The 26,519-nt window shown below is 32.6% G+C and carries 24 protein-coding genes; 2 read left to right on the top strand and 22 right to left on the bottom strand.

The features are described from left to right. Positions 1–67 precede the first annotated feature (67 nt). Together cphA and ACYQ39_RS08505 are read right to left on the bottom strand one after the other, a co-directional pair. Positions 68–2,683, bottom strand: coding sequence for a cyanophycin synthetase (gene cphA, locus ACYQ39_RS08510; RefSeq protein ID WP_459842114.1), 2,616 nt, complete (start codon positions 2,681–2,683; stop codon positions 68–70). Between the two features lie 52 nt (positions 2,684–2,735). Next, positions 2,736–3,527 carry a cyanophycinase gene (locus ACYQ39_RS08505; RefSeq protein WP_459842112.1) on the bottom strand — a complete coding sequence of 264 codons (792 nt, stop codon included), beginning with the start codon at positions 3,525–3,527 and terminating at the stop codon, positions 2,736–2,738. Positions 3,528–3,675: 148 nt separating this feature from the next. On the opposite strand from ACYQ39_RS08505, the gene ACYQ39_RS08500 reads away from it, so the two are divergent. Then, positions 3,676–5,316 carry a ribonuclease J gene (locus ACYQ39_RS08500; RefSeq protein ID WP_459842111.1) on the top strand — a complete coding sequence of 547 codons (1,641 nt, stop codon included), beginning with the start codon at positions 3,676–3,678 and terminating at the stop codon, positions 5,314–5,316. A gap of 308 nt (positions 5,317–5,624) precedes the next feature. Here ACYQ39_RS08500 and ACYQ39_RS08495 read toward each other — a convergent pair whose 3' ends face one another. The 8 genes from ACYQ39_RS08495 to ACYQ39_RS08460 form a co-directional block, all read right to left on the bottom strand. Next, on the bottom strand, positions 5,625–7,247 hold the full coding sequence (locus ACYQ39_RS08495) for a DUF3794 and LysM peptidoglycan-binding domain-containing protein (protein ID WP_459842109.1): 1,623 nt from the start codon (positions 7,245–7,247) through the stop codon (positions 5,625–5,627). A gap of 101 nt (positions 7,248–7,348) precedes the next feature. Beyond that, positions 7,349–7,744 carry a hypothetical protein gene (locus tag ACYQ39_RS08490; protein WP_459842107.1) on the bottom strand — a complete coding sequence of 132 codons (396 nt, stop codon included), beginning with the start codon at positions 7,742–7,744 and terminating at the stop codon, positions 7,349–7,351. A 176-nt stretch (positions 7,745–7,920) separates the two neighbouring features. Then, entirely contained in the window at positions 7,921–8,241 is a 321-nt protein-coding gene (locus ACYQ39_RS08485) for a hypothetical protein (RefSeq protein WP_459842105.1), read from the bottom strand. Between the two features lie 120 nt (positions 8,242–8,361). After that, a complete protein-coding gene (locus ACYQ39_RS08480) occupies positions 8,362–9,300 on the bottom strand; it encodes a hypothetical protein (protein ID WP_459842104.1) in 939 nt (312 codons plus the stop codon). 55 nt (positions 9,301–9,355) lie between these two features. Beyond that, on the bottom strand, positions 9,356–10,471 hold the full coding sequence (locus ACYQ39_RS08475) for a hypothetical protein (protein ID WP_459842102.1): 1,116 nt from the start codon (positions 10,469–10,471) through the stop codon (positions 9,356–9,358). Between the two features lie 219 nt (positions 10,472–10,690). After that, complete coding sequence (locus ACYQ39_RS08470) at positions 10,691–11,605, bottom strand: hypothetical protein (protein WP_459842101.1); 915 nt, start codon at positions 11,603–11,605, stop codon at positions 10,691–10,693. A 132-nt stretch (positions 11,606–11,737) separates the two neighbouring features. Next, positions 11,738–12,598 carry a hypothetical protein gene (locus tag ACYQ39_RS08465; RefSeq protein WP_459842099.1) on the bottom strand — a complete coding sequence of 287 codons (861 nt, stop codon included), beginning with the start codon at positions 12,596–12,598 and terminating at the stop codon, positions 11,738–11,740. Positions 12,599–12,707: 109 nt separating this feature from the next. Continuing rightward, positions 12,708–13,031 (bottom strand): hypothetical protein, encoded by a 324-nt coding sequence (locus tag ACYQ39_RS08460; protein WP_459842098.1) that lies wholly within the window; start codon positions 13,029–13,031, stop codon positions 12,708–12,710. A gap of 229 nt (positions 13,032–13,260) precedes the next feature. On the opposite strand from ACYQ39_RS08460, the gene ACYQ39_RS08455 reads away from it, so the two are divergent. Then, complete coding sequence (locus ACYQ39_RS08455) at positions 13,261–14,106, top strand: right-handed parallel beta-helix repeat-containing protein (RefSeq protein ID WP_459842096.1); 846 nt, start codon at positions 13,261–13,263, stop codon at positions 14,104–14,106. 96 nt (positions 14,107–14,202) lie between these two features. On the opposite strand, the gene ACYQ39_RS08450 is transcribed toward ACYQ39_RS08455, so the two are convergent. From ACYQ39_RS08450 to metG, 12 genes are all read right to left on the bottom strand, one after another. Beyond that, positions 14,203–14,868, bottom strand: a complete 666-nt coding sequence (locus ACYQ39_RS08450) for a CAP domain-containing protein (RefSeq protein ID WP_459842095.1) — start codon at positions 14,866–14,868, stop codon at positions 14,203–14,205. A 97-nt stretch (positions 14,869–14,965) separates the two neighbouring features. Continuing rightward, on the bottom strand, positions 14,966–15,970 hold the full coding sequence (locus ACYQ39_RS08445; RefSeq protein ID WP_459842093.1) for a chymotrypsin family serine protease: 1,005 nt from the start codon (positions 15,968–15,970) through the stop codon (positions 14,966–14,968). Between the two features lie 99 nt (positions 15,971–16,069). Then, positions 16,070–16,339 carry a Veg family protein gene (locus ACYQ39_RS08440; RefSeq protein WP_459842091.1) on the bottom strand — a complete coding sequence of 90 codons (270 nt, stop codon included), beginning with the start codon at positions 16,337–16,339 and terminating at the stop codon, positions 16,070–16,072. A gap of 127 nt (positions 16,340–16,466) precedes the next feature. Continuing rightward, positions 16,467–17,324: a 16S rRNA (adenine(1518)-N(6)/adenine(1519)-N(6))-dimethyltransferase RsmA gene (rsmA, locus tag ACYQ39_RS08435; RefSeq protein WP_459842089.1), complete on the bottom strand. Its 858-nt coding sequence runs from the start codon at positions 17,322–17,324 to the stop codon at positions 16,467–16,469. Beyond that, the gene (gene rnmV / locus ACYQ39_RS08430; RefSeq protein WP_459842088.1) at positions 17,311–17,868 is read right to left on the bottom strand and encodes a ribonuclease M5; all 558 of its coding nucleotides are present in this window, start codon (positions 17,866–17,868) and stop codon (positions 17,311–17,313) included. Before rnmV ends, rsmA begins: the two co-directional genes overlap by 14 nt. A gap of 15 nt (positions 17,869–17,883) precedes the next feature. Next, entirely contained in the window at positions 17,884–18,906 is a 1,023-nt protein-coding gene (locus tag ACYQ39_RS08425) for a LacI family DNA-binding transcriptional regulator (RefSeq protein WP_459842086.1), read from the bottom strand. Positions 18,907–19,103: 197 nt separating this feature from the next. After that, the gene (locus ACYQ39_RS08420; RefSeq protein ID WP_459842084.1) at positions 19,104–19,979 is read right to left on the bottom strand and encodes a sugar ABC transporter permease; all 876 of its coding nucleotides are present in this window, start codon (positions 19,977–19,979) and stop codon (positions 19,104–19,106) included. Positions 19,980–19,990: 11 nt separating this feature from the next. Next, entirely contained in the window at positions 19,991–20,932 is a 942-nt protein-coding gene (locus ACYQ39_RS08415) for a carbohydrate ABC transporter permease (protein WP_459842082.1), read from the bottom strand. 73 nt (positions 20,933–21,005) lie between these two features. After that, complete coding sequence (locus tag ACYQ39_RS08410; RefSeq protein WP_459842080.1) at positions 21,006–22,328, bottom strand: extracellular solute-binding protein; 1,323 nt, start codon at positions 22,326–22,328, stop codon at positions 21,006–21,008. 380 nt (positions 22,329–22,708) lie between these two features. Continuing rightward, complete coding sequence (locus ACYQ39_RS08405) at positions 22,709–23,287, bottom strand: TatD family nuclease-associated radical SAM protein (RefSeq protein ID WP_459842078.1); 579 nt, start codon at positions 23,285–23,287, stop codon at positions 22,709–22,711. 215 nt (positions 23,288–23,502) lie between these two features. Beyond that, on the bottom strand, positions 23,503–24,267 hold the full coding sequence (locus ACYQ39_RS08400; protein ID WP_459842077.1) for a TatD family hydrolase: 765 nt from the start codon (positions 24,265–24,267) through the stop codon (positions 23,503–23,505). 33 nt (positions 24,268–24,300) lie between these two features. Beyond that, positions 24,301–26,244, bottom strand: coding sequence for a methionine--tRNA ligase (metG, locus tag ACYQ39_RS08395; protein ID WP_459842075.1), 1,944 nt, complete (start codon positions 26,242–26,244; stop codon positions 24,301–24,303). Positions 26,245–26,519 lie beyond the last annotated feature (275 nt).

Here is a 26,519-nt window from a genome sequence, read left to right as displayed (position 1 = left end):
AATATGTATTGTATCTTCTTATTTAACTACTTACTACTAAACTCCTTCATCTTCCTGAAATCAGGCTTTAAGAAACCTTTTCTTCAATATTATCTTCTGTTATTAAATCCGGATCTTCTGCTAACTCTATTAACTTATCTAAATCTTGTTCATAGAAGACAACTACTACATCTCCTTCTTTAGCTTGACCCAATCCTGTTTTAAAGGCTTCTTTCTCATCTAATTCAACTGTTACTTCCTCTAGACCAGTTTCTAAAACTCCTCTTTTAAGTAACTGAGCTACTTCTCCTTTTTCTCTACCTTTTAACTTACTATCCTCTTTAATAATTACTTGATCAAGATAAGAACCAGCCACCTTACCTGTTTCCTCAATTAAACTATTCTTTCTATTACCTGGTACTCCAATAACTCCAATCAACTCTCCTTCAACTAACTCTTGGGCAAAACTTAAAGTAGCCTGATAACCAGCAGGATTATGGCCATAATCAATAATAGTAGTAAATTGACTGTTAGTAATTACATTTAATCGTCCTGGGTTATCTGTAACTTTCGCTCCAAACCTCTGCAAAGCAGTCCGGATAATAAAGGTTGGAATACCATATGCAAATCCAGCTGCTATAGCAAATAAGGCATTCTCTAGAATATGTTTAGCACGTCCAGATTGAGCAGCTGGTAATCTATCTATAGCCATTACCGGGAGTTCATCCTCTCCATCAAATAAGACTAAATTTCCTTCTTTTACATAAGTCGCTGGTTTAGATTCCTCGCAATGCCTTTGAACTACTAAATTCTCTTCTAAGCTACAATAAATAACTCCTTGGGCATTACTTCTTTCAGCTAGATCTACCACTTGTGGATCATCTGCATTTAAGATAGCATATCCATTCTTTCGAGTTCTCTCTATTACTAACGATTTGATATCGGCTAATTCTTCTACTGTTTCAACACCATCTTGCCCTAAATGATCAGCAGTAATATTAGTGATGATTCCAATATCACTCCAATCATAACCTAAACCACTACGTAAAATACCACCTCGAGCCGTCTCTAAAACAGCCGCTTCCACCTCTTGGTGTCTTAAGACCGTTTGAGCACTTAATGGCCCTGTTGTATCCCCTTCTAAAATTACTTCATCACCTATTTGAATCCCACCAGTTACTGCCTGCCCTACTTTAATTCCTGCCTCTGATAAGATACTAGCTATCATTCTTACTGTCGTTGTTTTACCATTAGTTCCAGTTACTGAAATAATTGGAATCCTAGCTGGATTAAGAAACTCTACTATCTTCTGAGCCACATCTCTAGACTGTCCTTGGCTAGGATAATGATGCATCCTAATACCAGGAGCAGCATTAACTTCAATAATAGCACCTTCTTCAGAAAGTGGTTGACTAATATCAGAGGTTATTAAATCAACTCCTGCTATATTTAAACCTATTGTCTTGGCTGCTCTAATAGCTAACTTTTTATTCATAGGATGGACTTTCTCAGTACAGTCGACGGCAGTTCCTCCTGTACTTAAATTAGCTGTCTGTTGAAGATATACCCTTTCTCCTTCTACTGGGATTGAACTTAGATCATACCCTATAATAGATAAGTTAGCTTTAAGTGATCTGTTAATCTGCACTTTAGTTAGTGGTTTTTCATGGCCTATACCTCGTCTAGGATCCTGATTCAATTCAACTATTAATTCTTCTATAGTCTGCTCTCCATCTCCTACTATATAAGCTGGAACTCGCTTAGCTGCAGCAACTACTTCATCTCCAACTACTAGTAGCCGATAATCATTACCTGAGATATACTCCTCAACCAATATACTTCTACTATATTCTTGAGCCTTATCTATTCCTTCTTTTAATTCAATAGGAGTACTTAAATTTAAACTAACACCTTTACCTTGATTGCCATTGATTGGCTTAGTAATTACTGGTTTATCTAATTGTGACTGAAATCTAATTACCTCTTCTAAAGTTTTTACCACTTTTCCTCTAGGCGTTGGTAAACCCATATCTTGTAACAACTTTCTAGTTTGATCTTTATTGCAGGAAATATCAACACCTACACAAGATGTACTCTCACCAATAGTAGCCTCAATCATACGACTATATTTCCCATAACCTAATTGAACTAAACTATTAGTAGTACCTAATCTAGTCACTGGAATCCCTTCTTCTTTAGCTGCTTTAGCAATAGCAGCAGTACTTGGCCCTAAAGCACTATATCGTTCCTTTTCTCTCAATTCAGTAACTAACTTGTCCCGATTAACTTCTTCTTCCTTAACTAAATTGCTGACTAAATTTACAGCCTTCTTAGCTGCCAGTAAAGCAGTAGCTTTATTTTGATATTCAAAAACCACTTCATAGATTCCTTCACTCTTATCATCTCTTGTCTTACCATAATATACATCCTGACCTGCTATAACTAATAGTTCTAGTGCAATATGCTCAATTACATGTCCTAAATAGGTTCCTTCTCTTAAACGTTTAATAAAACCACCTGGCTTACCTAACGAACAATAATGTTCTTTTAATCCAGGTAATAAGTCTATCAGATTATCATTAAAACCAGATAATTGAGCACTATCTACCTCAGCATAATCCTCCAAATCAACAACTAACTTAATTACTGACTGGTAAGTATAAAGATTTGGCCCTGAAATTGATTTTAAATTAATAATTCTCATACTATTCCTCCTTCAAAATAACTGCATTTATTTTTAACCAAATTATGGATATTTATTCAGGATTAATGACTTCTTTAGTATATAAATCAAAACCATATCCTCTAGCTAAAATATGTAACTTAACATTAGTCAATGCTAAAGCTTCATCTCGGGCCAAATCAGAAATATTAGTAGTTCCTATCTGACTACAATCAACTACTGTCACTGTTCCTGACCCTATAACCTGACAGTTATCTTCTCTTACAATAACTGCTGTGTCTTCATCAATTCCTAAACCTAATAGAGCAGGATTATGAGCTAAACCAGTCAATAACCTGCCTAACCTGCCACGTTGAGAAAAATGTTGATCAATAATAACATCATCTATTAACCCCAAACCTAATGCTAGATTTAAAGCCCCCTGCTTAGGATTTTCATCATTTTCACCTGTTACAATCATCAACTGGCTCATAACTGCAGCTCCAGCACTTGTACCAATGATTACTTTACCTTCTCTATAACCTCTTCTGATTGCATGACAGACTCTACTCCCACCTAATAAACTTGTAATTCTTAGTTGATTACCTCCAGTAAAGAACAATCCAGTTGCCTCTTCTATCATTTCTACAAACTCTCTACAGTTAGACTTTTCTCTAGAGTTAATATTTAAAACCTCTACTTCTGCAACTCCTAATTCAGTAAAGATTTCTCGATACTCTCGTCCTGCTACCTTAGGTTCTTGAGTAGCAGTAGTAATAATTAATAGTTTACTAGCTACTAACTCTGCTACCTTATTTAATATTTCTGGGTCGCCTTTCTTATCTTCAGCACCTCCAATAATCACTAATTTACCTAACTGTGACATCTTTTTCCTCCCATCGAGATTGATATCCTTATTATTCCTAATTCTAGATTAATTATTAACATCTAACTGGATAAAAAATGATTTACTAGGTGATAATAAGTTAGAGAGAATAATTTATCTTAAGTTTAAACTTCAAAGAGGTGATATTATGACAGAGGAAGTTTCTATTATTCCTTTAGGTGGACGAGAAGAGATTGGAAAGAATATGATCTTAGTAGAGTATAATAATGAAATACTAGTCTTAGATTGCGGAATTATGTTCCCTACACCTGAAATGTTAGGTGTAGATTTAGTAATGCCTAAATTAGACTATTTACTTGAAAATAAAGATAGAGTTAAAGGAATATTAATCAGCCATGGTCATGAAGATCATATTGGAGGAATTCCTTTCTTACTATCAGAAATGGATCTTCCTATCTATGGCACTAAATTCACTTTAGAAATGATTAAAAAGAAACTAAAGGAAAGAAAATTACTGAAAAAAACTGAATTAAAACAGATCAACCCTAGAGGAGAAAAAAAGGTAGGTAACTTTAAACTCAAATTTATCAGAGTTAACCATAGTATTCCTGGAGCAGTTGCCATTAGCATCGAAACTTCTGCTGGTACTATTCTATATACAGGCGACTTTAAGTTTGACCAGACTCCTATCAATGGAAAACCAACTGACTTTTACAGCTTGGCCAAATTAGGTGAAGAAGGAGTCTTAGCCATGTTATCAGATAGTACCAATGCTGAACGTAATGGTTATTCAACATCAGAAAAAGTGGTAGCTGAAAATATTAATCAACTCTTCAAACAGACACATGGCAGAATTATCATTGCTACTTTTTCTTCACACTTAGATAGACTCCAAGAAATTGTTAATGCTACAGTTAGAACTAATCGTAAACTAGCTATATCTGGCCGTAGTATGCATGAAAATACAGAGTTGGCCCGTAAATTAGGACAACTAAATCTTCCTGATGATTTATTAATAGATTTAAGGGAAATGAAAAAGTTACCTAATAATCAAGTAGTATGTATGATGACAGGTAGCCAAGGAGAAACAATGGCTGCTTTAACTAGAATAGCTAGAGGTGAACATAGAAATATTGAGATACATAAAGGAGATACTGTGCTCTTCTCTGCTACTCCTATTCCTGGTAATGAACTAGCAGTATCTAATAGTATTAATCAGCTCTTTGAAAGAGGAGCTATTGTCAAGTATGGTAGCGATTTAAATTTACATGCTTCAGGTCATGCTTGCCAAGAAGAACTTAAGTTAATGCTTAATTTAGTTAAACCACAATACTTTATTCCTGTTCATGGCGAATACCGTCACCTTTACCATCATGCTTTATTAGCAAATCAAGTAGGTATTAGTCAAGATAATATTTTCATTGCTAAAAATGGTTCTCGACTTAAATTGAGTTCTAACCAAGCATATTTTGGATCTTCTGTTGAAGCTGGTAAATTATTAATTGATGGTAGTAAAATACAAGATGTTGGGCCAACTGTTCTTAAAGAAAGACAAAGATTATCTCGTAATGGGTTTATAACTATTATAGCTAATATTATTAATAATGATATATTAGAACCAGAGATTATTTCTCAAGGTTTTGTTTATCTTAGAGAAACTCAAGAATTAATAAAAAATATTAAAGATTTAACTAAAAAAACCTTACAGCAAAATCAAGACAAAAAAACAGATAAACTAAAACAGAAAATAAAATACAATATACAAGACTTTATCTATCAAGAAACAAAACGAAATCCTCAAATCATACCTATTATTAATAAGTGTTAGTAATATTGATATATTGTGTCACTAAAAGTGACACAGTTATGATTCATATATCGTGAGCCATGAGCTAAATCAAAACCATTTAATTCAAGATCAAAACTACTATAAATTCCATATTTTAAATGATTAATTTGACTTTATAATTTTGAATTTAAAGTAGCCCACGACTCATAGCTCATGACTCACAGCTAAAGATTGGCAGTTAAAATGATTTTAAAAGTTTTAACTTTATAGTCTTAACTGTAAACTGTCAATTATAAACTGTACACTAATATAAAAAAGCAGGATGCAAATACACCCTGCTCTTAAAATTACCCTCTAGGTCTATCAATTATATTTTTAGGAATTATCAACTTCTGACCAACATCAATATAATTTGGATTATCTATGTCATTAGCTTCAACAATAGCATCAACAGTAGTATTATAGCGAGCAGCTATCTTATATAAGGTATCTCCTGACTGAACAACATAAATAATTCTAGACGGACGATCATAGTCAGGTTGATCAACTACAGGAGAAAGGGGAATTATATCAGTCACAATACTTAATTCTCTTAAGTTAGTTACTCGCACATATTCACTTAAAGTAGCAGTTACTTTAACACTTCTATCTCCTTGCTTACTAGCACTTACTCTCTTTAATACTACATCAAGATAACAATACATACCTGGTTGAGCTCCTGATACGCTTACAAAACTAGTAAATCCTTCATCAGCATCGGTTTCAGTAGAATAAACATGGTGCACTGTATTATCAGCTGCTCGATAAAGTACACCACTCTGTAGTATACCTTCAACTGTTACTCCACCACTTTCTACATCACAACTTACATCTAATAAGTTTGCTTTAGATTCAACAATACTTTGAATATCTGGCTTTTCGGTTGGTAAATTAAAGTTTTGCACTACAGTATCAGTTACCTGATTTTCACCAACAATTTCTTCAACTCTAACTAATTCTTTTTTTACTTTCACTTTATCGCTTTTAACAGCAACAACAGCCATAATTTCTCGTGGAATAGTAACTTTAGTATGAACACTTACTACTGCATCAATATTAACTATATTGGAATTAGAAATACTATAATTCCAACGTTTTAAATCTATATCAGCATAGGCTTTCATCTGCTCTCTAGCTTCAGGCATATCTACTATCTTAGTGAAATTAAAAGTACCTTCCTCGATATAAACTGGTTGATCTCCAGCAGCAGTATCAGCTACATACATCACCTTAGCTCTAAACTCACCTGTAATCTTGACTGCTCCTCCACCTTCTACTACTTCAGCTGTTACATTGGTAATTAAACCACCTTCTACTTTTAATATTCGAGAAATATCATTATCCAACTCTAAAGTATTATCTTTAATTACCTGTTGATGTCTATCTTCAGCAATAATATCTTCAATCCTTAATAATTCCTTCTCAATTAACTTATCTGGAATACCTGTCACATCAGTAATAATAGTAATAAATCTAGTCTCTGTTGCTTTAACACTAATAGCTAAAACTGCTGTAACATCAACTGTATCTGTAGGTGGATCAATCTCATAACTAACATCTAATACTTCTATATCAACATCAACATCCATATCTGGTTCTACCTCTGGTATTTCAATAAAAATATCTCCATTAGCTGCTAAATCAAGATCATCATGGAAGAAATGAACTGGTTGGTCAGCTTCAGCTGCTACATAAACTACCCCCATTTCTATTGCTCCACCTGTTAGAGAAATGCCTCCTTCTTCTACATAAACATCACTATTATCGCCAGTATCATCGACTTTAACCTGCTCAACTCCTACTTCTAAAACCCTTTGAATATCAGGTTTCTGATTTGGAACTTCTAAAGTTCCACTAACAGAGCGTCTAACTGTCTCTTCTACAACAACATACTCAACTCTTACTTCTTCTTCTTTAAAGTTAACAGACATTATCTTCCTCCCTTTCTATTAATTTATAGAAGAGGCTTCATTACTAAGTATATGCTACAAGAGGAAAAATGTTCATGATTTCAAATTACAATTATTGTAAATCACCCTAAGTAAATAGCTGGTTGCGTTAAAATACTTTGTCGGCCAATCTCACCACTATCTACCATAATAACCCCCTCTACTGTTTGGCTAGTAAATTGATCTTTACTGACTAATTTGCTCATATCAAAATAAGCTATCAATTTACCATTATTATTATCAACTCGAGAAGCACTGACTCCCTCTCCAGAAATATCTTCACCTTCTTCCTTAACGCCAAAGAATTGAATACTACTCTCTTCTAATTGATAATTATTAATTTCAACTGCCAAATAACCAGGTCTCTGTTCTTTGGTTAACTGATCAACTGTTATCTTGATTTCTCCATTAGGACTCAGCCTCTTTACTTCTAAACTCTGAGGTTCATTTAATTTTTTAGCTGTCTTAAATACTGACAATGTATTACCTCCTCTTAAAGTAAGTTATAGTTACAACTAAAAATCTATTTAAAATTAAAATAACTAGCTAGTATATACAAGACCTTATTTACCTTACTATTGACTAATATATGTAACTAAAATAACAAATATAATAAAAAAATAAATCAGAAAGAAATTAGTTTCTTCTACCTCTTTCATTCTCCTTCTTTTTCTATCTCAACCTCTTCTTCTTCAAAAATAAAAGCCTTTGCTCCATCTTCTAAATCTTTAACATCCATTTTCTCTGAATTGAATATAACTTCTCCTTTTTCGTCAATTGCTAAATTAAAATCTTCTCCCAAAATATCTTCTAAAGGTTTTAGATTTGGAACTGAATTATCTGAATCACCAGTAAGTATTACAATATAATTTTTCTGAGTAACATATATATCAGAATCATTTCTCTGTCTAATATCTCCCTCAATATAAGAGTTATTGATATTATCTTTACTTGGATTCTGTTTATTACTTTTCATTTTATCCCTCCTCATTTCTAATATATTCTATTTAAAACAAGAATACTAAGTTAATATAATTTAGTTTTGCTAATAAAAGAGTTCGGCCTATTTAAGTAGGCCGAACTCTTTTTTGGCCAATTATTCATCATCAGATTCATTTTCATTCTCTAGTTCCTCATCATAATTATTATCAATATCAGAGTTATCATCTGCAAAGTTATTGAATTGTTCATTCTTTATATTAGCATTATTGGTCTGAGTTGGTGGACCGTCTACTTCAGCTGTAGCTGTAGCTTCTGAATCGGAATTTGATTCTGCATCTGCTTCGGATTCAGAATCTGCATCAGCTTCAGACTCTGACTCGGATTCTGATTCAGCTTCAGACTCTGACTCGGATTCTGATTCAGCTTCGGACTCTGACTCGGACTCTGATTCAGCTTCAGACTCTGACTCGGACTCTGATTCAGCTTCAGACTCTGACTCGGACTCTGATTCAGCTTCGGAATCTGACTCGGACTCTGATTCAGCTTCAGACTCTGACTCGGACTCTGATTCAGCTTCAGACTCTGACTCGGACTCTGATTCAGCTTCGGAATCTGATTGTGACTCAGAAGTAGCATCAGCTTCTACATCAGCTTCAGCATCTGATTCGGAATCTGAGTCTGATTCACTCTCTGATTCACTCTCTGATTCACTTTCTGATTCACTTTCTGATTCACTCTCTGATTCACTTTCTGATTCACTTTCTGATTCACTTTCTGATTCACTTTCTGATTCACTTTCTGATTCACTTTCTGATTCACTTTCTGATTCACTTTCTGATTCACTTTCTGATTCACTTTCTGATTCACTTTCTGATTCACTTTCTGATTCACTCTCTGATTCACTCTCTGATTCGGATTCTGTATCTGCTTCCGCTTCAGCTAGTGCTTCTGCTATAGCCTCTGCTAGAGCTTCAGCTAAGGCTTCTGCTGTAGCTTCAGTTTCTTCATTATTTGAATAAAGATCTATACCTTCCCCTTCTAATGCCTCTTGCACTTTAACCTTTATCTTATCAACATCTGGTTTATAATCCATTTTATCCCTCCTTTGTACTAATTTGTTATATAATATGTCCTTTATCTATAATCTGTTACAAAGATTTGAATTTCGTAATAGTAAATGGTGATTGCTGACAGATTCCTGTCAATCCTTCAACATAATTTTTTATTTCCTTTTGGTTACAATTTATTTCCATATTAACTGTATCTTCTGTTAATTTTAAATTAAAATTACATACTTCTTTATCTTGATCATCAATATATACAAGCGCCTCTCCTTTAATTATAATTTCTTCTAGTTCCTGATTATAAGTTACTGAATTAATTCTTCCTACTTTTGCAGGTGATACTAGTAATTCTATCCTTCTACCACCAATTTTTTCTTTACAAAAATAATTAATAAAACTACCCTTAAAATTAGTATCTTGATAAACTACTAGGGATAACTCAAGCATATTTATCTTATCTGCAATAACCATTGACTTCTTTTTTTCAAAATTAATTCTAATTTTTCTCCCATAACCATATACCTTAGCTCTTGTTTCACCTTCATTTTCACTACTAACTGATTCTTCTTTATCATCAATCTGCTTCTGTTTAACTTTAGTTTCTCTCTCACCACAATTATCAATCTCATCTTTATTTACTTTTTCGTCATCTATTTCTATACCCTCGTTTTCATTACTTATCTTACTATTAATATCATTAAAAGGTATGTTCTTATCCTGCATCTGTTTATTAACACTAAAGTCATTAACTGAAGGTATATCTTTTAGATTATTTTTATAACTTTCGTTACCTGCATTCTTTTGGTCAATCTGGCCATTATTATTTTCATCATCTATTTCTATTACTTGGCCTTTGTCTTCTTCTTTAGTGAAATCATCACTATTAATCTTTCTATCTTCTTGTGATTGTCTAATTCTACTATTCAAATTATGAGTTGAATCTTTTCTATTAGATATATTAGGGCCAATAATAACAGAAACTATAGCATCAATTAAAATAAATATCTTTCTCCCAGAATCAATCAGTATAATAAAATCTTTAGTAGCCTGACATATAATCCCTTGGTATTTACAACAACATGAGAAATTAAAATTACAAAGGCCTCCTGATTGAATAACAACAATTACCTCTTCTCCTTCTTTAGATAACTTCAATAATCTCTCTCTAAAAAAAGTATTATTATTGACTCCTATTCTCATCACCCCCTTCCTACTTTTTAGGGTAGGCCTTTGTAGTAAACTCGTTATAAGACGTTAAAAATAATTCTGCTATCTGTCGTCTGCTGTGTGTAGATGGTCCTTATCACGAAAAGTTTCTATAAAACTCGTAGAGTGAGCCAAATAAAAGTCAAAACCATAAATACAATCAAATCCCTAGAATATAAAATTCATAGAGAATTAAATTTTGAAAGCATATATTTACTTATCAAGTTTACTAATAATAAATGGCTCCTCTGCATAGACTCCTTTCAAGGATTGAGTCCGACTTTCTATTATCTCGCCATCACAAGTTATCTCCATAGTCATTGAATCTTCTTCTATTACTAACTCAAAATTGCATTCACCTTGATCTTCATCATCAATATGAACTAAAGCTAAACCTGTGATAATTGCTTTATTTTCTTTTTTATTACAGACTACAGAATCAATACTCCCTGCTGGTGATAAGGATAATTCTATACTTTTACCTCCAATTTTACTTTTAGAAAAGTATCTAATAAAATAACTTTCATAACTAGAATCATCACTAACTAACATAGATAACTCTGTTATATTAACAGTATCTATATTAGTTATCTTTCTTTGCCCATTAAAGTTGATTCTAATCTTACGACCATAGCCATATATTTTACAGGGCCAATATTCTCTATCATTTTCCTCCTCGACTTCCTCCTTAGTTTCTACTGCATCATCTTGAATATCTATGGTCTGGTTATCCCTTTCTTCTTTAACCACTTTAGTTTTTTTATTATCTACTTCCTCTTCTTGGACATCTTCATCCTCTTCAACTTCAAATTCTTGAACAACGTCATCATTAGATTGACTCTTATTCTGATCTTCTTCTATCTCCTCTTCTATAAGAGTAGTCATTTCATCATCTAATTTCTCTTCTTTATCTTCTATATTAGGAATAATACTTACTATGGCATCTATAGGAATAAAAACAGTACTGTCATCACGAACTAAAATAATAAATTCTTTCTTACAAAGACAAACAATACCTTTAAAACAACAACAATTACTACCTGATTTAACAACTACTATCGTCTCTTCTGCCTGAGTGACCAAATCACATAACTCCTTATCAATACCTATACCTTTCTTTTCCTGCACCCTTCTTGCCCTCCTTTCCTTGCTTTAACTGATATATAATATGTTTCCTAACTATAATTAGTTAATAGCCAAAAAATTAAGTCAACCAATTAATTGGTTGACTATCAATCTCAAACTATGTAAATAATAAATCTATAAAGCTTCTAAATGTTTCTGCTGCTCTATCTCTTCATCTTCTACTTGCTCTTTAGTAACTTCTTTTTCATCTTTTTTATTATTCTGATCTGCTTTATCTTCAGTTTCTTTCTTCTGTTGAGCAGCTATATCATTCTGTTCTGTTTCTGTTTCTTCTAGTGTAGCTTTGTTTAAATTTTGATTGTTATTTTGGTCATCAGAACTATCTTCATTAGATTTACGACTTCCTCCACCATTATCAGTTATTTTAAGAGCTGCTATCTTATCAATTGGTATCTTAATTAATTCCTTATCTTCATTAACTATAGTTATAAAATCACTATGTACTCTACATAGATGGCCTGATAACTCACAACAGTCCTGTCCAGCTACAATTATAACTGTTACAAAATCAAAATCAGATACATGTTTTTCTAATTCACTTCCAAAATCATAATCTATTCTGCTAGATTTTATCCCTTTCGAATCACTGATCTTATCTTGATTATCAACCACCTCTGCCCCCCCTTTATCCTTCAGATCTTTCTTTTCTTGTTCTAGACTCTTAATCTCCTCCTCTTTCTTAGACACTTTCCTTTCTAATTCCTCTAACTGGTCTATTAAATGATCTGGATCTTCTTTCTCTTCTTTTAAAGCCTTTATTTTATTATCTTTCTCTGCTAATTCTACTTCTAACCCCTTTAAAATATCTAATATTTCTTCTGCTTCTTCTTGATTAATAGTTATAGTATCATCTTCTTGTTGATTGATAGAAGGAGTTGGGGGATTTACTATTGGTGTTGATGAATTATAATTCAATAATCCAGTTGCAACATCTATTAAATCTTCTATAAAAGCCGTCTGAGTACTTCCTGTCATATATCCTCCTCCTCTCTAAACTTTTAAATAAATTTATTATAATAACTATTACTAAACAAAAAAGGGCAGATAAAATATCTACCCTTTGTTAATTACAGACTTAAGTTCATTAATCTAATTTAATAATTGCAGCAATAGCATCAATTGGAATAAATGTCTTTTTACTATCACCAATTAAAACAATAAAGTTTCTAGTTACATTACATAAGATTCCTCTATGTCGACAACAACAAAACTGTCTACGTCTTCTAGATCGTTGACCACCACATTCTACTTCAGCATCTTCAGCTCTTGGACCTCTATCTCTAGGGACATTACAATTACCACCTGACTTAACAACAACAATAACTTCATCAACATCTTCTTCTAAACCTTTTAATAAATCAACAATTCCACCATCAGCACAACCTTGAACTTCTACTCCATCACTCATACTGTTTTCCTCCTTTCTTGATAATACCAAATAATAACCCTCTCATAATTTTGAGGTACTATATACTATGTCGTCCTATTTTGAAGTGTTAAAATAAAAAGCTGGAATAATCAACTTTTATTAACAATCTAATCTATTCTGATTTTAATTAAAATATAATTTTTTATTCCATCTAGAGATGAATTTGAATATTAATGTAATGAATATTGCCTAGAGAGGGGGATTTTCTATGAGAATTATTAATGTACCTGATGATCAAGCTACTATTCAAAACGCTATTAATATTGCAGAAGAAAAGGATATTATTCTAATTAAAGACGGAGTCTATTCAGAAAATATTACTATTAATCAAGATAATATTAAGATTCTAGCTGACGAAGATAATGTTGTAATTAAAGGGGATAATGAAGGAATAGGACTCAACATATCTGCTAATCAAGTTAAAGTTAAAGGACTTATAGTTGAAAACTATACAATAGGAATTAAGATAACTGGTAAGATGAGCACTATTACTAGAGTTGAAATAAAAGAAAACGAAGATAAAGGAATCCATATTCTAAATGGAACTAAAAATACTATTATTAAAAATACAGTCAAAAATAATAAACAAGGAATCATATTAGAAGGAGATAATAATAAAATTTCTAGAAGTAAAATAAATAACAACCTAGAACATGGAATTTACTCTAAAGGAGACGACAATAAATTATCTAGAAACAGACTGAAGAATAATGGAGAATATGGAATTTACTTTATAGGAAATGAAAACAAAATTACTAAAAATAAAATAACTAACAATAATAAAGATGGCATCTATTTTAGTGGAAAAAGCAACAAAGTTACTAAAAATGAAATAATGTCTAACTTAAATGGAATCTTAGCTGATCAAAGAATGGGAAAAAATAAAATTAAACGTAATTTAGTAATCAATAATCAAAAAACTGGAATTAGCATCTATGGTGACAATAATACCATCTATAACAATAAGTTAAAGAATAATGGGGAAAAAGATATCTTTATTGCCTCAATCGCTAAGGAGAATAACATTAGAAAGAATAGAATAAACAATAGCTAACTTAAGAAATTAACATACTAATATATCTGAAACTAGTACTATATATTAAAGAGCAGGGAATTAATTTAACTCCCTGCTCTTTTTAATGCAACCTATTTAATTTTCTAAATCAGCAAATTCTTGGGTATACATCTTACCATATGGACCACCATCAATAATTCCAATCCCAATATGAGTAAATTCAGAATGTAGAATGTTTTTTCTATGTCCTTTGCTAGCCATCAATCTATCATGGGCCAACTTTACCTCTGAAGCTCCTGCTATATTCTCACCTGCTAAATAATAATCAATATTTAACTCTTTCATCATATCAAAAGGTGATCCATAATTTGGGGAATCATGACTAAAATAATTCTCCTTAATCATATCTCGGCTTTTGGCCCGAGCAACCTTTACTAAACGATAGTCAGTCTTTAATGGTTCTAACCCCTGTTTAGTTCTAGCCTGATTAACAAACTCTAGCATCTTTCTTTCATCTTGAGATAAAGAAGTAACCTTTCTCGTCTTCCAATCAGTTTCAGTATCTACTTGAGATTCTGGTGTCGAATCTGTTGAACCATTACTGCTGGTATCAGAACTAGTTTCTTCATCTTCAAAAGCACCAAAAAATAACAAATTTAATAATTCTCGTAGTATGTTAAAAAAACCATTACCCCAGTCTGCTCCTTCCGAAGCATAAGCTATCTCTGTACCACCCATAGTGAACACTGGCAGAATTAGTATTACAACCAATACTATACTTATTAGTCTAGTTAAGTCCATCTGTAGCCTCCTGCTAATATTATTAATTCTCTTTGAACTCATTATACCATAGGACATCGGCTACAGAATAATGTAACTTATGGTAGTCTTGTATAAATTAAAGCTCTACTTGTAAAGTATTTAAAACATTATTGATCTTATTACAAATAGTGCTCTTATTTGAACCTGCAAATAAGAGACCAACTGCTTTGTTTTGCTTATCAACTACTAAAGCACCACTATCTCCTGGTTGCGAAAAAGGCTCAGTTATAATCTGGTCAGTAAAGATAGCTGACTGAGAAGCAGTTAATTGGACTTCTATAGTAGCATTTACAGCTTTAATCTTAGCTTTAGTTAGACCACTAGTACGGCCACTCTTCTTAACTAACATACCCAATTGAGGTTTAGTAGTACCTACCACTTCTCCAATACCTAGAATTTCAGGTTTAATTAAATCAGGGGATTTAGGTTTAGCTACTGCACAATCTACTTTATTCTCTACAGCCATAGGTTGCATCTCATAAGGCACATTAAACAAATTACCAAAACCCTTTATAAGTCGCCTAAAACCAGACATTATAGGACAGCGAGGTGGTTTGCTATCATAAAGCGGTATAAATCTTTCTAAATGACCAATTACATCATCCTCTTCTCCACCATCATAACTACCAGGTTGTAAAATTTTATCTCCAATTTGAGCCTTCCCATCTTGACCATTTGTAATATTAGCTAAGACATGATTATTTGATAAAATTAGTGGCTCTCCAGTCTTGCTATCTTTAACTACTGCTCCAAAAGTACCAGCAGTAATCTTATAATGGCCAATACTAACTCCAGGCTGAGCTGGTCTTAATTTAGTTGTTCTAACCTGATCACTAGTTCCTAATAATTCTACCTTACCTACTTCGATAACATCTGTCTTTTTTTCTTCTATATTTTGAGGTACGATATGTTCATCATTTAACTCATCAGCTGTTAGTTTCTCTTCTACTAATACTACAATACAATCCTCTTCTGTCTGTTGACCATTGACTTCCTTATAACCATGACCCACTCCTACTACATTATCTAATGAGAATATTTCTTGCTTATATTTATCTATGATATCTTTGATATTACTCATCATTATCCCCCCTTTCACTTGTTTTAATATATTCACTTACTAACTGATTTCGTGAAAGAAGGAATAAAAAAAGAACTCCTCACAGTTGAGGAGTTCTTTTTAAACAGTAATACAGCCTATCTTCATTTCATTTTCTTTAATCTCTACTTCAACCGTTTCCGTAAGTACATCAGCATAACTATAAGACATTCTCTGAGGAGTCTGACTACCTTCTACTCTAACTACAAAAACTTTAGGGTATGTGCTCTCTAATACACCTTCGCGTTGGATAATCTTTCTTCGTCCTTGATTGGCCTTTAATGTAACTTCCTCACCTACAAAAGAATCAAGGTCAGATTTAATTTGTCTCAAAATATTATTGTCCCCCATTAGAGTCCCCTTTCGTTTCATTGGAGTCACAATATATTATAACACACCTTCAACTTTTTTGCAAGAAATTTAATTATATCAGAAAAAGATAAATATGTCAATAGCTATCCTTATTTCAAAAATTATTTTAATTGAACTTTAATTGGTAGATAGTATCACTTAATTGAGCAAACTGTTCTATATTTAACTTCTCCCCTCTTCTTCGAGAATCAATTCCTACTTCATCTAAAGCTTGATCTACTAAATCACGACTTAAATTGATATTAGCTGCTTTACTTAAAGCATTTCTAATTGTCTTTCTTCGTTGCTGAAAAGCAGCCCGTACCACCTTAAAGAAGAATTCCTCATCTAAAACATCTGCCTTAGCCTCTTCTCTTACTTTAAGTGATACTACTGCTGAGTCAACTCTAGGCTGAGGAATAAAGACATTTGGTGGCACCTCAAAAGCTATACTAGCCTCTGTATGATACTGCACTCCAATAGATAAGACTCCATAATCTTTTCCATCCTCTGGACTAGCTACCATTCTCTCTGCTACTTCTTTCTGTACCATAACTACTATTTCATCAACAGCAAAGTCTTCTTCTAATAGTCTCATTACAATAGGAGTAGTGATATAATAAGGTAGGTTAGCTACTACTTTATAATCTTCTCCAGCCAAATTATCAAAATCAACTTCTAAAGCATCATCATGAATAATCTCCACATTATTATATCCATCTAACGTATCATTTAATACAGGAATCAACCTATCATCTAATTCAACTGCCATAACATGTCCTGCTTCATCAGCTAACTGCTCTGTTAATGAACCAATTCCTGGGCCAATTTCTACTACAGTATGCTCTTTAGTCAAATCAGCTACTCTGACAATATTTCTTAATATATTACCATCGACTAAAAAATTCTGCCCTAAACTCTTCTTTAAATTCAAATTATATTCTCTTAAAATTTCCTTTGTTTGACTTGGACTAGATATCTCCATTATTATTCCCTCCAATTACTTCCTCAACTGCCTCTACTAACTCTCGTGGACTAATTCCATAGTGATTTAATCGCTTAACAAACTGCTTTCCATTAGCATAACCAATTCCTAAGTTTTTTCCTACCGCTCTGCGCTTCATCTTAGCTTGAGGAGTACCTAATAGACCTAGCTGTGCTAAATCTTGCTTAGTAAATTCTTCTCTTTTAGTCTCCTGTTGTACTTGAGCCTTATGCAAAGCTTCTTTAATAGCTCTAGGAGGTGCATTCTCTATTCCAATATCATCCTTTTCAATAGCATCAGCTTGAGCTAGATAAGCATCCTTACAACCAGATACTTGTTCTTTAATTCGCTTTCTAATCATTGCTCCAGCATGATCAGGATCAGTAAAAATAATAACTCCTTTACGTTCTTGAGCCAACTTGATCCTGTCTATTACTTCTGAACCTAAAGAAAAACCACCTGTCACAATTACTTCAGCATCAACAGCACGTTTTACTGCATCAACATCATCTCTACCTTCAACTACAATTACTTCTTTAATCATTTTTATCACCATTCTTTAGTCATTTTTTCCACCACAGGAATCTCTGATAATCATATCTGTAGGTACTATGGAATTATAATAATCTGTTATTTCTTCATTAATTACCTCAATTAATAATTTAGTAGCTTGATTACCTAACTGATAGGTATTAATATCAACAGTAGTTAAAGGGGGACTGATTAACTCTGATAAGGGATTATTATTAAAACCTACTACAGATATATCCTGAGGTATTTCTAAATCTAATTCTTTAATTGCCTTAATTGCTCCATAAGCTATTCTATCATCAATTCCATATATAGCTGTTAATTCAGGATGAGACTCAAGTATTTTTTTAGTAGCCTGATAAGCTGATGATTTATTACCCCCTTCAATTTGTACTACATAATCTTGATTATAATCAATACCTTGTTCTTGTAAAGCTAGTTTATATCCCTCTAGCCGATCTCGATCAACAATATATTCTTCACTACCAATAAATACCCCAATCTTATTATGCCCTAATTCTATCATATATTCAACCAATTCTTTACTAGACTGAATATTATTATTATTAACCCAGTAATAATTATCTTCCTTTTCTGGCCTACCTACTATTACAAAAGGAAAATTCATTTCATCAAGCTTTTTAATTACCTGATCATCTTTTTTAGCCCTTAATAGTAATAATCCATCTATCTGCTTTCCCTTAACTGCTCTAAGAACTGCTTCTAATTCTCCTTTTTCTTCATCACTAGTAATTAATAATAAACTATAACCATTTTTTTGAGCCATAGAACCAATACCTCTTAATACTTCAGCATAAAAAGGATCAGCAAAGGCCTCTTCAGTAGAATAAGGCATTACCAAGCCTAGAGTATTAGTCTGTTGATTAACTAAATTTTGAGCTATAACGTTAGGATGATATCCAATGTCATCCATCGACTCTAAGACTTTGTCTCTAGTATCCTGACTGATTCGAGGATGATTATTGATTACTCGTGAAACTGTTGAAGGCGAAACTCCTGCTTTCTGAGCTACATCTTTAATTGTTGGCATAACTATCTTCCTTCCATTTATTTATTAAAATACTTAGTTTTATTTTTTAACCCAGTACATAATTAGATTTTTAAGATATATCAAGATGTTATTTCATTCACACTACATCTATTTACTATAATTGAACAAACTAATTAAATCAATAGCTAGACAAAGAAAAAAGCCATAGACAAAGTGTCTATGACTTAGTATATCTCTTATCCTTTTACTCCACCTAATGTTAAACCGCCAACCAAGTAACGGGATAAAATTAAGAAGATAGCCATTACTGGAATCATAATTAGTACTGAGGCAGCAGCAAAGTTGGCCCATTGAGTATTAAATTGGGATGCTAAATTTTGTAGACCAACTGGTAGAGTATATAATTTGTTATCAGTCATTACAACTCTAGCTACCATAAATTCATTCCAAGCAGTCATAAAGGAGAATAAAGCTGTAATAACTAAAGCCGGCTTAGCTAGTGGTAAAACAATCTTATAAAAGGCTTGAAATTCATTTAAACCATCAACTAAAGCAGCTTCTTCTAAACTATCTGGAATTGTATCATAATAACCCTTCATCTGCCAGACACAAAGTGGTAATGCAGTCGTAGAATACATAATTATTAAGGCTATATGAGCTTTAGACAATCCAATAAGTGGAACAACTACATCCTGAGAAGTCAATCCAAATTGAGATAGTAATAGATACATCGGTAAAATTAACATAGTAGCCGGAAACATCTGAGTTACTAAAAAGAAAGTCAAACCTGCTTTTCGTCCTGGAAACTTACGCCGAGCGAAAACATAACCAGCAGTAGTAGCTAGAGATACTCCTATTGCTACTGTAAATAGAGTAACAACTAAACTATTTTTAAGCCATGTTAAGAAGGGCTTTTCAAATAATATAGTCTTATAAGCTTCAAAAGTTGCATTATCAGGAATAATCCCTATATCACTAGTATGAAGTGCACTACTAGGTCGCAAAGATATTCCAAACACTCGTAAAGCTGGATATAGAGCAAGTCCTACTGAAACTAATAATACAAGGTGGATTATAGTTCTTTTTAATTTACTATCCTTACTAACTGACATCTGAATTCCTCCTATTCTTCACCTATATGGTCGATAAAGATTATAGTCCAAATTAATAAAATTATAAAGATTACAAATGAGAACGCTGCAGCATAACCATAACGATAGTAACTAAAGGCAGCTTTATAAACATAAGTTACTAAGATATCTACTTTACCAGTCAATGTTTCATTAGTTAACATAAATATTACCTTTAAGTTCTTAAATGTCCAGACAACACCAAGAATAACTGCTGGAATCATAACAGGTTTTAGTAAAGGAAGAGTAATATTCTTTACTTGCTGCCAACTACTAGCTCCATCAATCTCAGCTGCCTCATAATAATTAGGATCAATACTCTGTAATCCACCTAAAGCAATCATCATCATAAAAGGAATTCCTAACCAGACATTAACTATAATTGCAGCTAAAAAGCCAGTTGTAGGGTCACTCAACCAAGCTATAGAATCAATTCCTATTTTATTCAATACTAAGTTAATAGCGCCAAACCGGTAATTAAACATACCTCTCCAGACTAAAATTACAATATATTGTGGAATAGCCCAAGGGATAACTAATAAAGTACGATAGATTCCTTTAAACTTCATATCTCTATCTAATAAAATTGCAAGAAAAATACCAAATCCTACGTGACAAATAACATTGACACCAGTCCAAACTATTGTTCTTGCAAATACAGTCCAAAAATCACTTGTAGTTACCACCTCAATAAAATTCTTAAATCCAATATAATCTAAAGTTCCACTACTAATAAACTCTCGCATGCTATACATATTCAAACCAGAAAAAGCAAGTCTTAAATTATAGAAAAATGGATAAATAATTACAAACAACACTGCAATAAAAGCAGGCAATAACATTAAATAAGCAAATTTATTTCTTTCCCAAAATTCTTTTAAAGAAAAATCAAGTAAACTAGATTCGTCTACAGTCTCTTGAGCTTTAGTACTCATCTAACTTCCCCCTCTACTATCTTGATAAAAAGATGGGGAAAACTCGCCCCATCTTTCATCTTTTATGACTTTATTATTGCATCTCTTTAATTTTCTTTTCAGCAGTCTTTTGAATTTTAGCAGGAGCTTGAGCAGGAGCTAAGTCACCAGCCATAACACTTTGTAAGACTGGTCGAATAGCATCCCAAATAGCTCTCATTTCTGGAACCACAGGCATTGGTTTACCTTTTCTCAACTGTTCCCCAGAAACTTTCATGACTGGATCATTCTTGATGACTGGTAAATTATAAACTTTCTTATTACTTGGTAATCGTTTATGATGATCAACAATTGTCTTTTGAGCTTCTTCATTAGTCATAAACTTAATAAATTTCATTGCAGCAATTTTTTTAGCTTCTGATAAGCCATTTACCATAATTAAACCAGCACCACTAGTCATTGGCTGAGCATACTTACCAGTTTCTTTAAACTTTGGTAAAACAGCTACTCCAGCATCAATCTTATCATTTTTCATATAGCTGTTTAAAGACCAAACTCCATTAATAATGAAAGCAGATTTTCCTTTCTTAAATAGACTGTTAGCTACATTATAATCAGCTTCTTTAGGTACAATCTCATGCTTAAACTTTAAGTCATGAGCAAACTGCATAGCTTTCTTAGTTGGTTCTGTATCTAAAGTTGGATTCTCTTCATTCTTATCAAAGACCCAACCATCAAATCCACCATGGAATGTAACCCACCAGAATGGTTCAGTTAAGTTGTATACTAAACCATATTGATCAGTCTTTCCATTACCAGTTGTATCCTTAGTTGCTTTCTTAGCTATCTTAATTAATTCATCCCAAGTTTTAGGAGCATGATCAACTAGATCCTTATTATAATATAACATTAAGTGATTACCCATAGTAACTGGTACTCCATAAGTTTTGCCTTTTAATTTCATACCTGGTAGGGCAGAATCAATATATCGATTCTTTAAATCATCACTCATTAGCTCATCTAATGGTTGAGCAATTCCCATTGCAGAGAATGGACCAATGTGATCAAAAGGACTCCATACTACATCTGGTCCTTTCCCCCCCATATAAGCAGTCTGCGTATTCTTTCTTAAATCTTCAATTCCCATATGAGTTCGTTCAACTTTAATATTAGGATATTTCTTCTCAAACTTCTTAATTAAAGGAGTCATTGTCTCCTCATCAAATTTTACCTTTTCTTTCTCCCAGAACTTAAGTGTCACTTTTTTAGGCACTTCTCTTTTATCCAGAGCCACTGTTTTACTTTCAGAACCTTTATCCTTCTTATCTGATGTAGCCTCTTTATTAGAACTACATCCAACTACTAATAAAGATAAAGCCAAAACAGCAATTAATGCAACAGTAAGACCTTTTTTCATTGATAGTTCCCTCCTCAAATTTTAAAATTTAGAATGATAAATCAGATTCCTCATCTTATGTAATTATAAAATTATTGAGGAGACTATCTAAGCCTATAACAACCTATGCAAACGGTTGCACCATTAAATTTTAATCTGCAACAATTGAGTTGCAGCTACTTATTATTACTATAATCTTATTTATTTTATTATAACATATATAAGACATGTTGAAAACATAAATTTATATTAAAAAGTAATCTTTTTAATATAATAGATAAAATCTAAAATAACCTTATAAGTGCAACTATTGCATCTGTTATATTATTCTTTCTAGGGATAATAAAAAATTCCTCCTTATTTTTTAAACTTTTCTTATTTTTTCGGAACCAATTGGAAGATTAGCGTATTCGAAATTCAACTCCTAACTTGATAGCTAATTTTCTACAAGCATCTACATCAATATCAGAAGTATCGACTACTGAAACAACAACTTTAGGAATTAAATTATTAGCCTGCTTAATAAAGTCAATTACTGCTTGAAAAGAGTCTTTTCCAAAGTCTGATTGGCAAACCTCTTGATATTTAGAAGCATTAGAGGCATTTAAACTAACAGATATAGTATCAACTACTTTCGCTAAATTAGGTAACACATTCTCTTTATGAATCAAATTAGCTTGCCCATTAGTATTAATTCTAATTGGTACTTCAGGATAATTATTCTTCAGATACTGACTAATCTCTACTATAGTATCAACTCTCATTAATGGTTCTCCATAACCACAAAATACAATTTCTTGATACTGACCGGCATTAACTATTTCTTCTATTACTTCTGATGCAGTTGGTTCCTCAGCAAGCCATAAATTATAGTCTCCAACTCCATCTTTAATACGTCTAACACAAAATTTGCAATCATTACTACATCGATTAGTTAAATTAATATATAATTTATCCCCTAATTGATAAGTAATAGTCATGTTTTATCACCCTTTCTTAGTTTTAGCTATGAGTCTTAAGTCGTATGTTATGAGCAAACTCAAAACCTTTACAGTTAAAACCTACTCTTATTAAATCTTGTTTTAACTGAATATTTTATAGTTTGATTTTAAATTAGATCATAGCTTACAGCTCAGTACTCATAGCTCTATAAAAATAAGATACTAGCTGCTTAAAAACAGCTAGCACCATTTTGTTAATCTAACTCAAACAATTCTTTTGCATTGTTCGTAGTCTGTTCTGCTACTTTTTCTAAGCTAGTATTCTTCAGTTCAGCTATCTTCTTAGCTACTTCCTTAACATACTTTGGTTCATTACGCTCCCCACGATGTGGCTCAGGAGTTAAATAGGGGGCATCTGTCTCTATTAATACTCTATCTAAAGATAAATTAGGTACTGTCATTCTCAACTCTTGAGCACTACCAAAGGTTAGTACTCCTCCTAAAGCTACATAAAATCCTAAATCAATGACTTCACGTGCTACTTCTAAATCATAACCAAAACAATGTAATACACCTTCTGAACCTTTAGCTTCTTCTTTTAAAATTTCAAGTGTATCTTCTCTTGCCTCTCGACTATGAATTACAACTGGTAGATCAACCTCTTTAGCTAACTGTAGTTGCTTTCTAAATACTTCTTGCTGCTTCTGTCGAGGTGAGTTATCATAATGATAATCTAGCCCCATCTCACCAATAGCAACTACCTCACTTTGACTAGCTAATTTCTTTAATTCTTGGTAATCTTCATCTGTAAAGCTTTTAGCCTCATGAGGATGAACACCTACACTAGCTGAAATAAAGTTATATTCTTTGGCTAGTTCTACTGAATTACGACTAGATTCCATGTCAGCTCCTACATTAATAACTTGCTTAACTCCTAACCGATAAGCATCTTGAATTACTTTATCTCGATCATTATCAAATCTAGGAAAATCAAGATGAGCATGAGTGTCTACTAGCATTCTACCACCTCATTATAAATTATCTAATTCAAATTACTTAACCTTTGCACCGCTATTGATATCACGATCTACAGTAGTTACTGTTAAGTCTCCTTCATCATTAGAAGCAGCTAAAATCATTCCATTAGATTTAACACCAAAAATTGTTGCTGGTTCCATATTTGCTATCATAACTACCTTTTTATCTTCTAATTCTTCTGGTTCATAGTGCTTAGAAATACCAGCTACTAATTGTCTCTTATCTGCTCCTAATTCTACTTGTACCTTAAGTAACTTATCACTACCTTCAATCTTTTCTACTTCTAAAACTTCTGCAACTCTTAAATCTAATTGACCAAATTCATCAAAACTAATATATTCTTCTTCCATTTTTTCTTCCTCCTTATCTTCTTTATCTACTGTTTCAGTATCTTCTTCATCTAAATTAGCATAGTACTCTTCAATATCAATTCGTGGAAAGATTGGTTCTCCTTTATTAACTATTGTACCAGTTTCTAATCTACCTTTTGTCTTAACATCCTCCCAAGTCTGATCTGCTAAATCTTCTTCAATTCCAATCTGCTCCCAAATCTTAGCTGGGGCTTCTGGTAAGAAAGGTACCAATGAAATAGCAATTCTTCTTAAATTATCCATTAAATTATATAATACTGTTCCTAATTCATCACGCTTAGCATCATCTTTAGCTAAAACCCAAGGTTCAGTCTGATCAATATATTTATTAGTTCTTCTAACTAATGCCCACAATTCCTCTAAAGCAGTACTAAACTGTAGTTGTTCCATATTCTCTTCGATAGCAGCAAATGTGTCTTGAGCTACCTCTTCTAAATCTGAATCATAATCTGTCTCTATTTTGTCAACTGGAACTTGACCATCAAAGTATTTCTCTACCATAGCTACTGTTCTATTTAATAAATTACCTAAATCATTAGCTAAATCAGAATTAATTCGTTGGATAAAAGAATCAGTTGAATAAGAACCATCTGTACCAAAGGCAATCTCCCGTAATAGATAGTATCTAACAGCATCAACACCAAAATCATCAATTAACTTAACTGGATCAATAACATTACCTTTAGATTTAGACATTTTACCACCTTCAACAAGTAAAAATCCATGGCCAAATACCTGTTTAGGTAATGGTAATTCAGCAGCCATTAAAATAGCAGGCCAAATAATCGTATGGAATCTTAAAATATCCTTTCCCACAATATGAACATCAGCTGGCCAATAGCTATTAAATTTATCATCATCCCTTCTCCAGTTAATACCTGTTAAATAGCTAGTTAGAGCATCAAACCAGACATAAATTACATGTCCATCATCAATTGGAACAGGAATTCCCCAATCAAAAGTTGTTCTAGAGACACATAAATCCTCTAAGCCATCTTCAATAAAGTTAATCATTTCATTTCTTCTCTTTGCTGGTTGAATGAAATTAGGGTTATTCTCTAGAAAATCTAATAATTGCTCTTCATACTTAGACATCTTAAAGAAATAACTCTCTTCTTCCATCCATTCTACTGGACGATTACAATCAGGACAATTACCATCATCATCTAATTGTCTTTCCTTCCAATAAGCTTCACATGGAGTACAGTAATATCCTTCATAACTATCCTTATAGATATCACCTTTATCATAGACTTTTTTAAAGATATTTTGTACATCTGCTTTATGTTCTGAACTAGTCGTTCGCACAAAATCTGTGTAGTCAACCTTTAATTTAGTCCATAACTCCTTAAAACTACCTACAATTCCATCTACATATTCTTTAGGTTCCATACCATGTTCTTGAGCGCTCTTTTGAATCTTTTGGCCATGTTCATCAGATCCTGTAATAAATTCAGTTTCATAGCCTTGTAATTCTTTAAATTTAGTAATTGTATCTGCTGCAGTAGTTGTATATGTATGACCTATATGCAGCTTATCATTTGGATAATAGATTGGTGTTGTAACATAAAAAGTATCTTTACTCATTTGTATTCCTCCCAATTTTTTAATTGACACAGTCGTGAGTCATGTACTTTGAGCGAATGATTTGTATTACGAAAGGTCTTGTCTTTTAAACCTGAAGGATGAGTAGATTTTCACCAAGAGTTCATAGGACTTCTAGGAATCCAAAACTATTACATTCAAAATCTAACCCCCTATAAATTCCATATTTCAGGGATTTAATTGCATTTATAACTTTGACTTTGATTCAGCCCACGACTGATAGCCGTGGCACAAAGTGCCACTTATATCATACCAAT

The organism is Halanaerocella petrolearia, from assembly GCF_054657875.1.
This window is presented reverse-complemented; position numbering and strand designations above follow the sequence as displayed.

Coding starts and splice junctions, on each gene's coding strand:
- cphA (WP_459842114.1), bottom strand. CDS start 2,683: ATGAGAATTATTAATTTAAAATCAATTTCAGGGCCAAATCTTTATACT.
- ACYQ39_RS08505 (WP_459842112.1), bottom strand. CDS start 3,527: ATGTCACAGTTAGGTAAATTAGTGATTATTGGAGGTGCTGAAGATAAG.
- ACYQ39_RS08500 (WP_459842111.1), top strand. CDS start 3,676: ATGACAGAGGAAGTTTCTATTATTCCTTTAGGTGGACGAGAAGAGATT.
- ACYQ39_RS08495 (WP_459842109.1), bottom strand. CDS start 7,247: ATGTCTGTTAACTTTAAAGAAGAAGAAGTAAGAGTTGAGTATGTTGTT.
- ACYQ39_RS08485 (WP_459842105.1), bottom strand. CDS start 8,241: ATGAAAAGTAATAAACAGAATCCAAGTAAAGATAATATCAATAACTCT.
- ACYQ39_RS08480 (WP_459842104.1), bottom strand. CDS start 9,300: ATGGATTATAAACCAGATGTTGATAAGATAAAGGTTAAAGTGCAAGAG.
- ACYQ39_RS08475 (WP_459842102.1), bottom strand. CDS start 10,471: ATGAGAATAGGAGTCAATAATAATACTTTTTTTAGAGAGAGATTATTG.
- ACYQ39_RS08465 (WP_459842099.1), bottom strand. CDS start 12,598: ATGACAGGAAGTACTCAGACGGCTTTTATAGAAGATTTAATAGATGTT.
- ACYQ39_RS08460 (WP_459842098.1), bottom strand. CDS start 13,031: ATGAGTGATGGAGTAGAAGTTCAAGGTTGTGCTGATGGTGGAATTGTT.
- ACYQ39_RS08455 (WP_459842096.1), top strand. CDS start 13,261: ATGAGAATTATTAATGTACCTGATGATCAAGCTACTATTCAAAACGCT.
- ACYQ39_RS08450 (WP_459842095.1), bottom strand. CDS start 14,868: ATGGACTTAACTAGACTAATAAGTATAGTATTGGTTGTAATACTAATT.
- ACYQ39_RS08445 (WP_459842093.1), bottom strand. CDS start 15,970: ATGAGTAATATCAAAGATATCATAGATAAATATAAGCAAGAAATATTC.
- ACYQ39_RS08440 (WP_459842091.1), bottom strand. CDS start 16,339: ATGGGGGACAATAATATTTTGAGACAAATTAAATCTGACCTTGATTCT.
- rsmA (WP_459842089.1), bottom strand. CDS start 17,324: ATGGAGATATCTAGTCCAAGTCAAACAAAGGAAATTTTAAGAGAATAT.
- rnmV (WP_459842088.1), bottom strand. CDS start 17,868: ATGATTAAAGAAGTAATTGTAGTTGAAGGTAGAGATGATGTTGATGCA.
- ACYQ39_RS08425 (WP_459842086.1), bottom strand. CDS start 18,906: ATGCCAACAATTAAAGATGTAGCTCAGAAAGCAGGAGTTTCGCCTTCA.
- ACYQ39_RS08420 (WP_459842084.1), bottom strand. CDS start 19,979: ATGTCAGTTAGTAAGGATAGTAAATTAAAAAGAACTATAATCCACCTT.
- ACYQ39_RS08415 (WP_459842082.1), bottom strand. CDS start 20,932: ATGAGTACTAAAGCTCAAGAGACTGTAGACGAATCTAGTTTACTTGAT.
- ACYQ39_RS08410 (WP_459842080.1), bottom strand. CDS start 22,328: ATGAAAAAAGGTCTTACTGTTGCATTAATTGCTGTTTTGGCTTTATCT.
- ACYQ39_RS08405 (WP_459842078.1), bottom strand. CDS start 23,287: ATGACTATTACTTATCAATTAGGGGATAAATTATATATTAATTTAACT.
- ACYQ39_RS08400 (WP_459842077.1), bottom strand. CDS start 24,267: ATGCTAGTAGACACTCATGCTCATCTTGATTTTCCTAGATTTGATAAT.
- metG (WP_459842075.1), bottom strand. CDS start 26,244: ATGAGTAAAGATACTTTTTATGTTACAACACCAATCTATTATCCAAAT.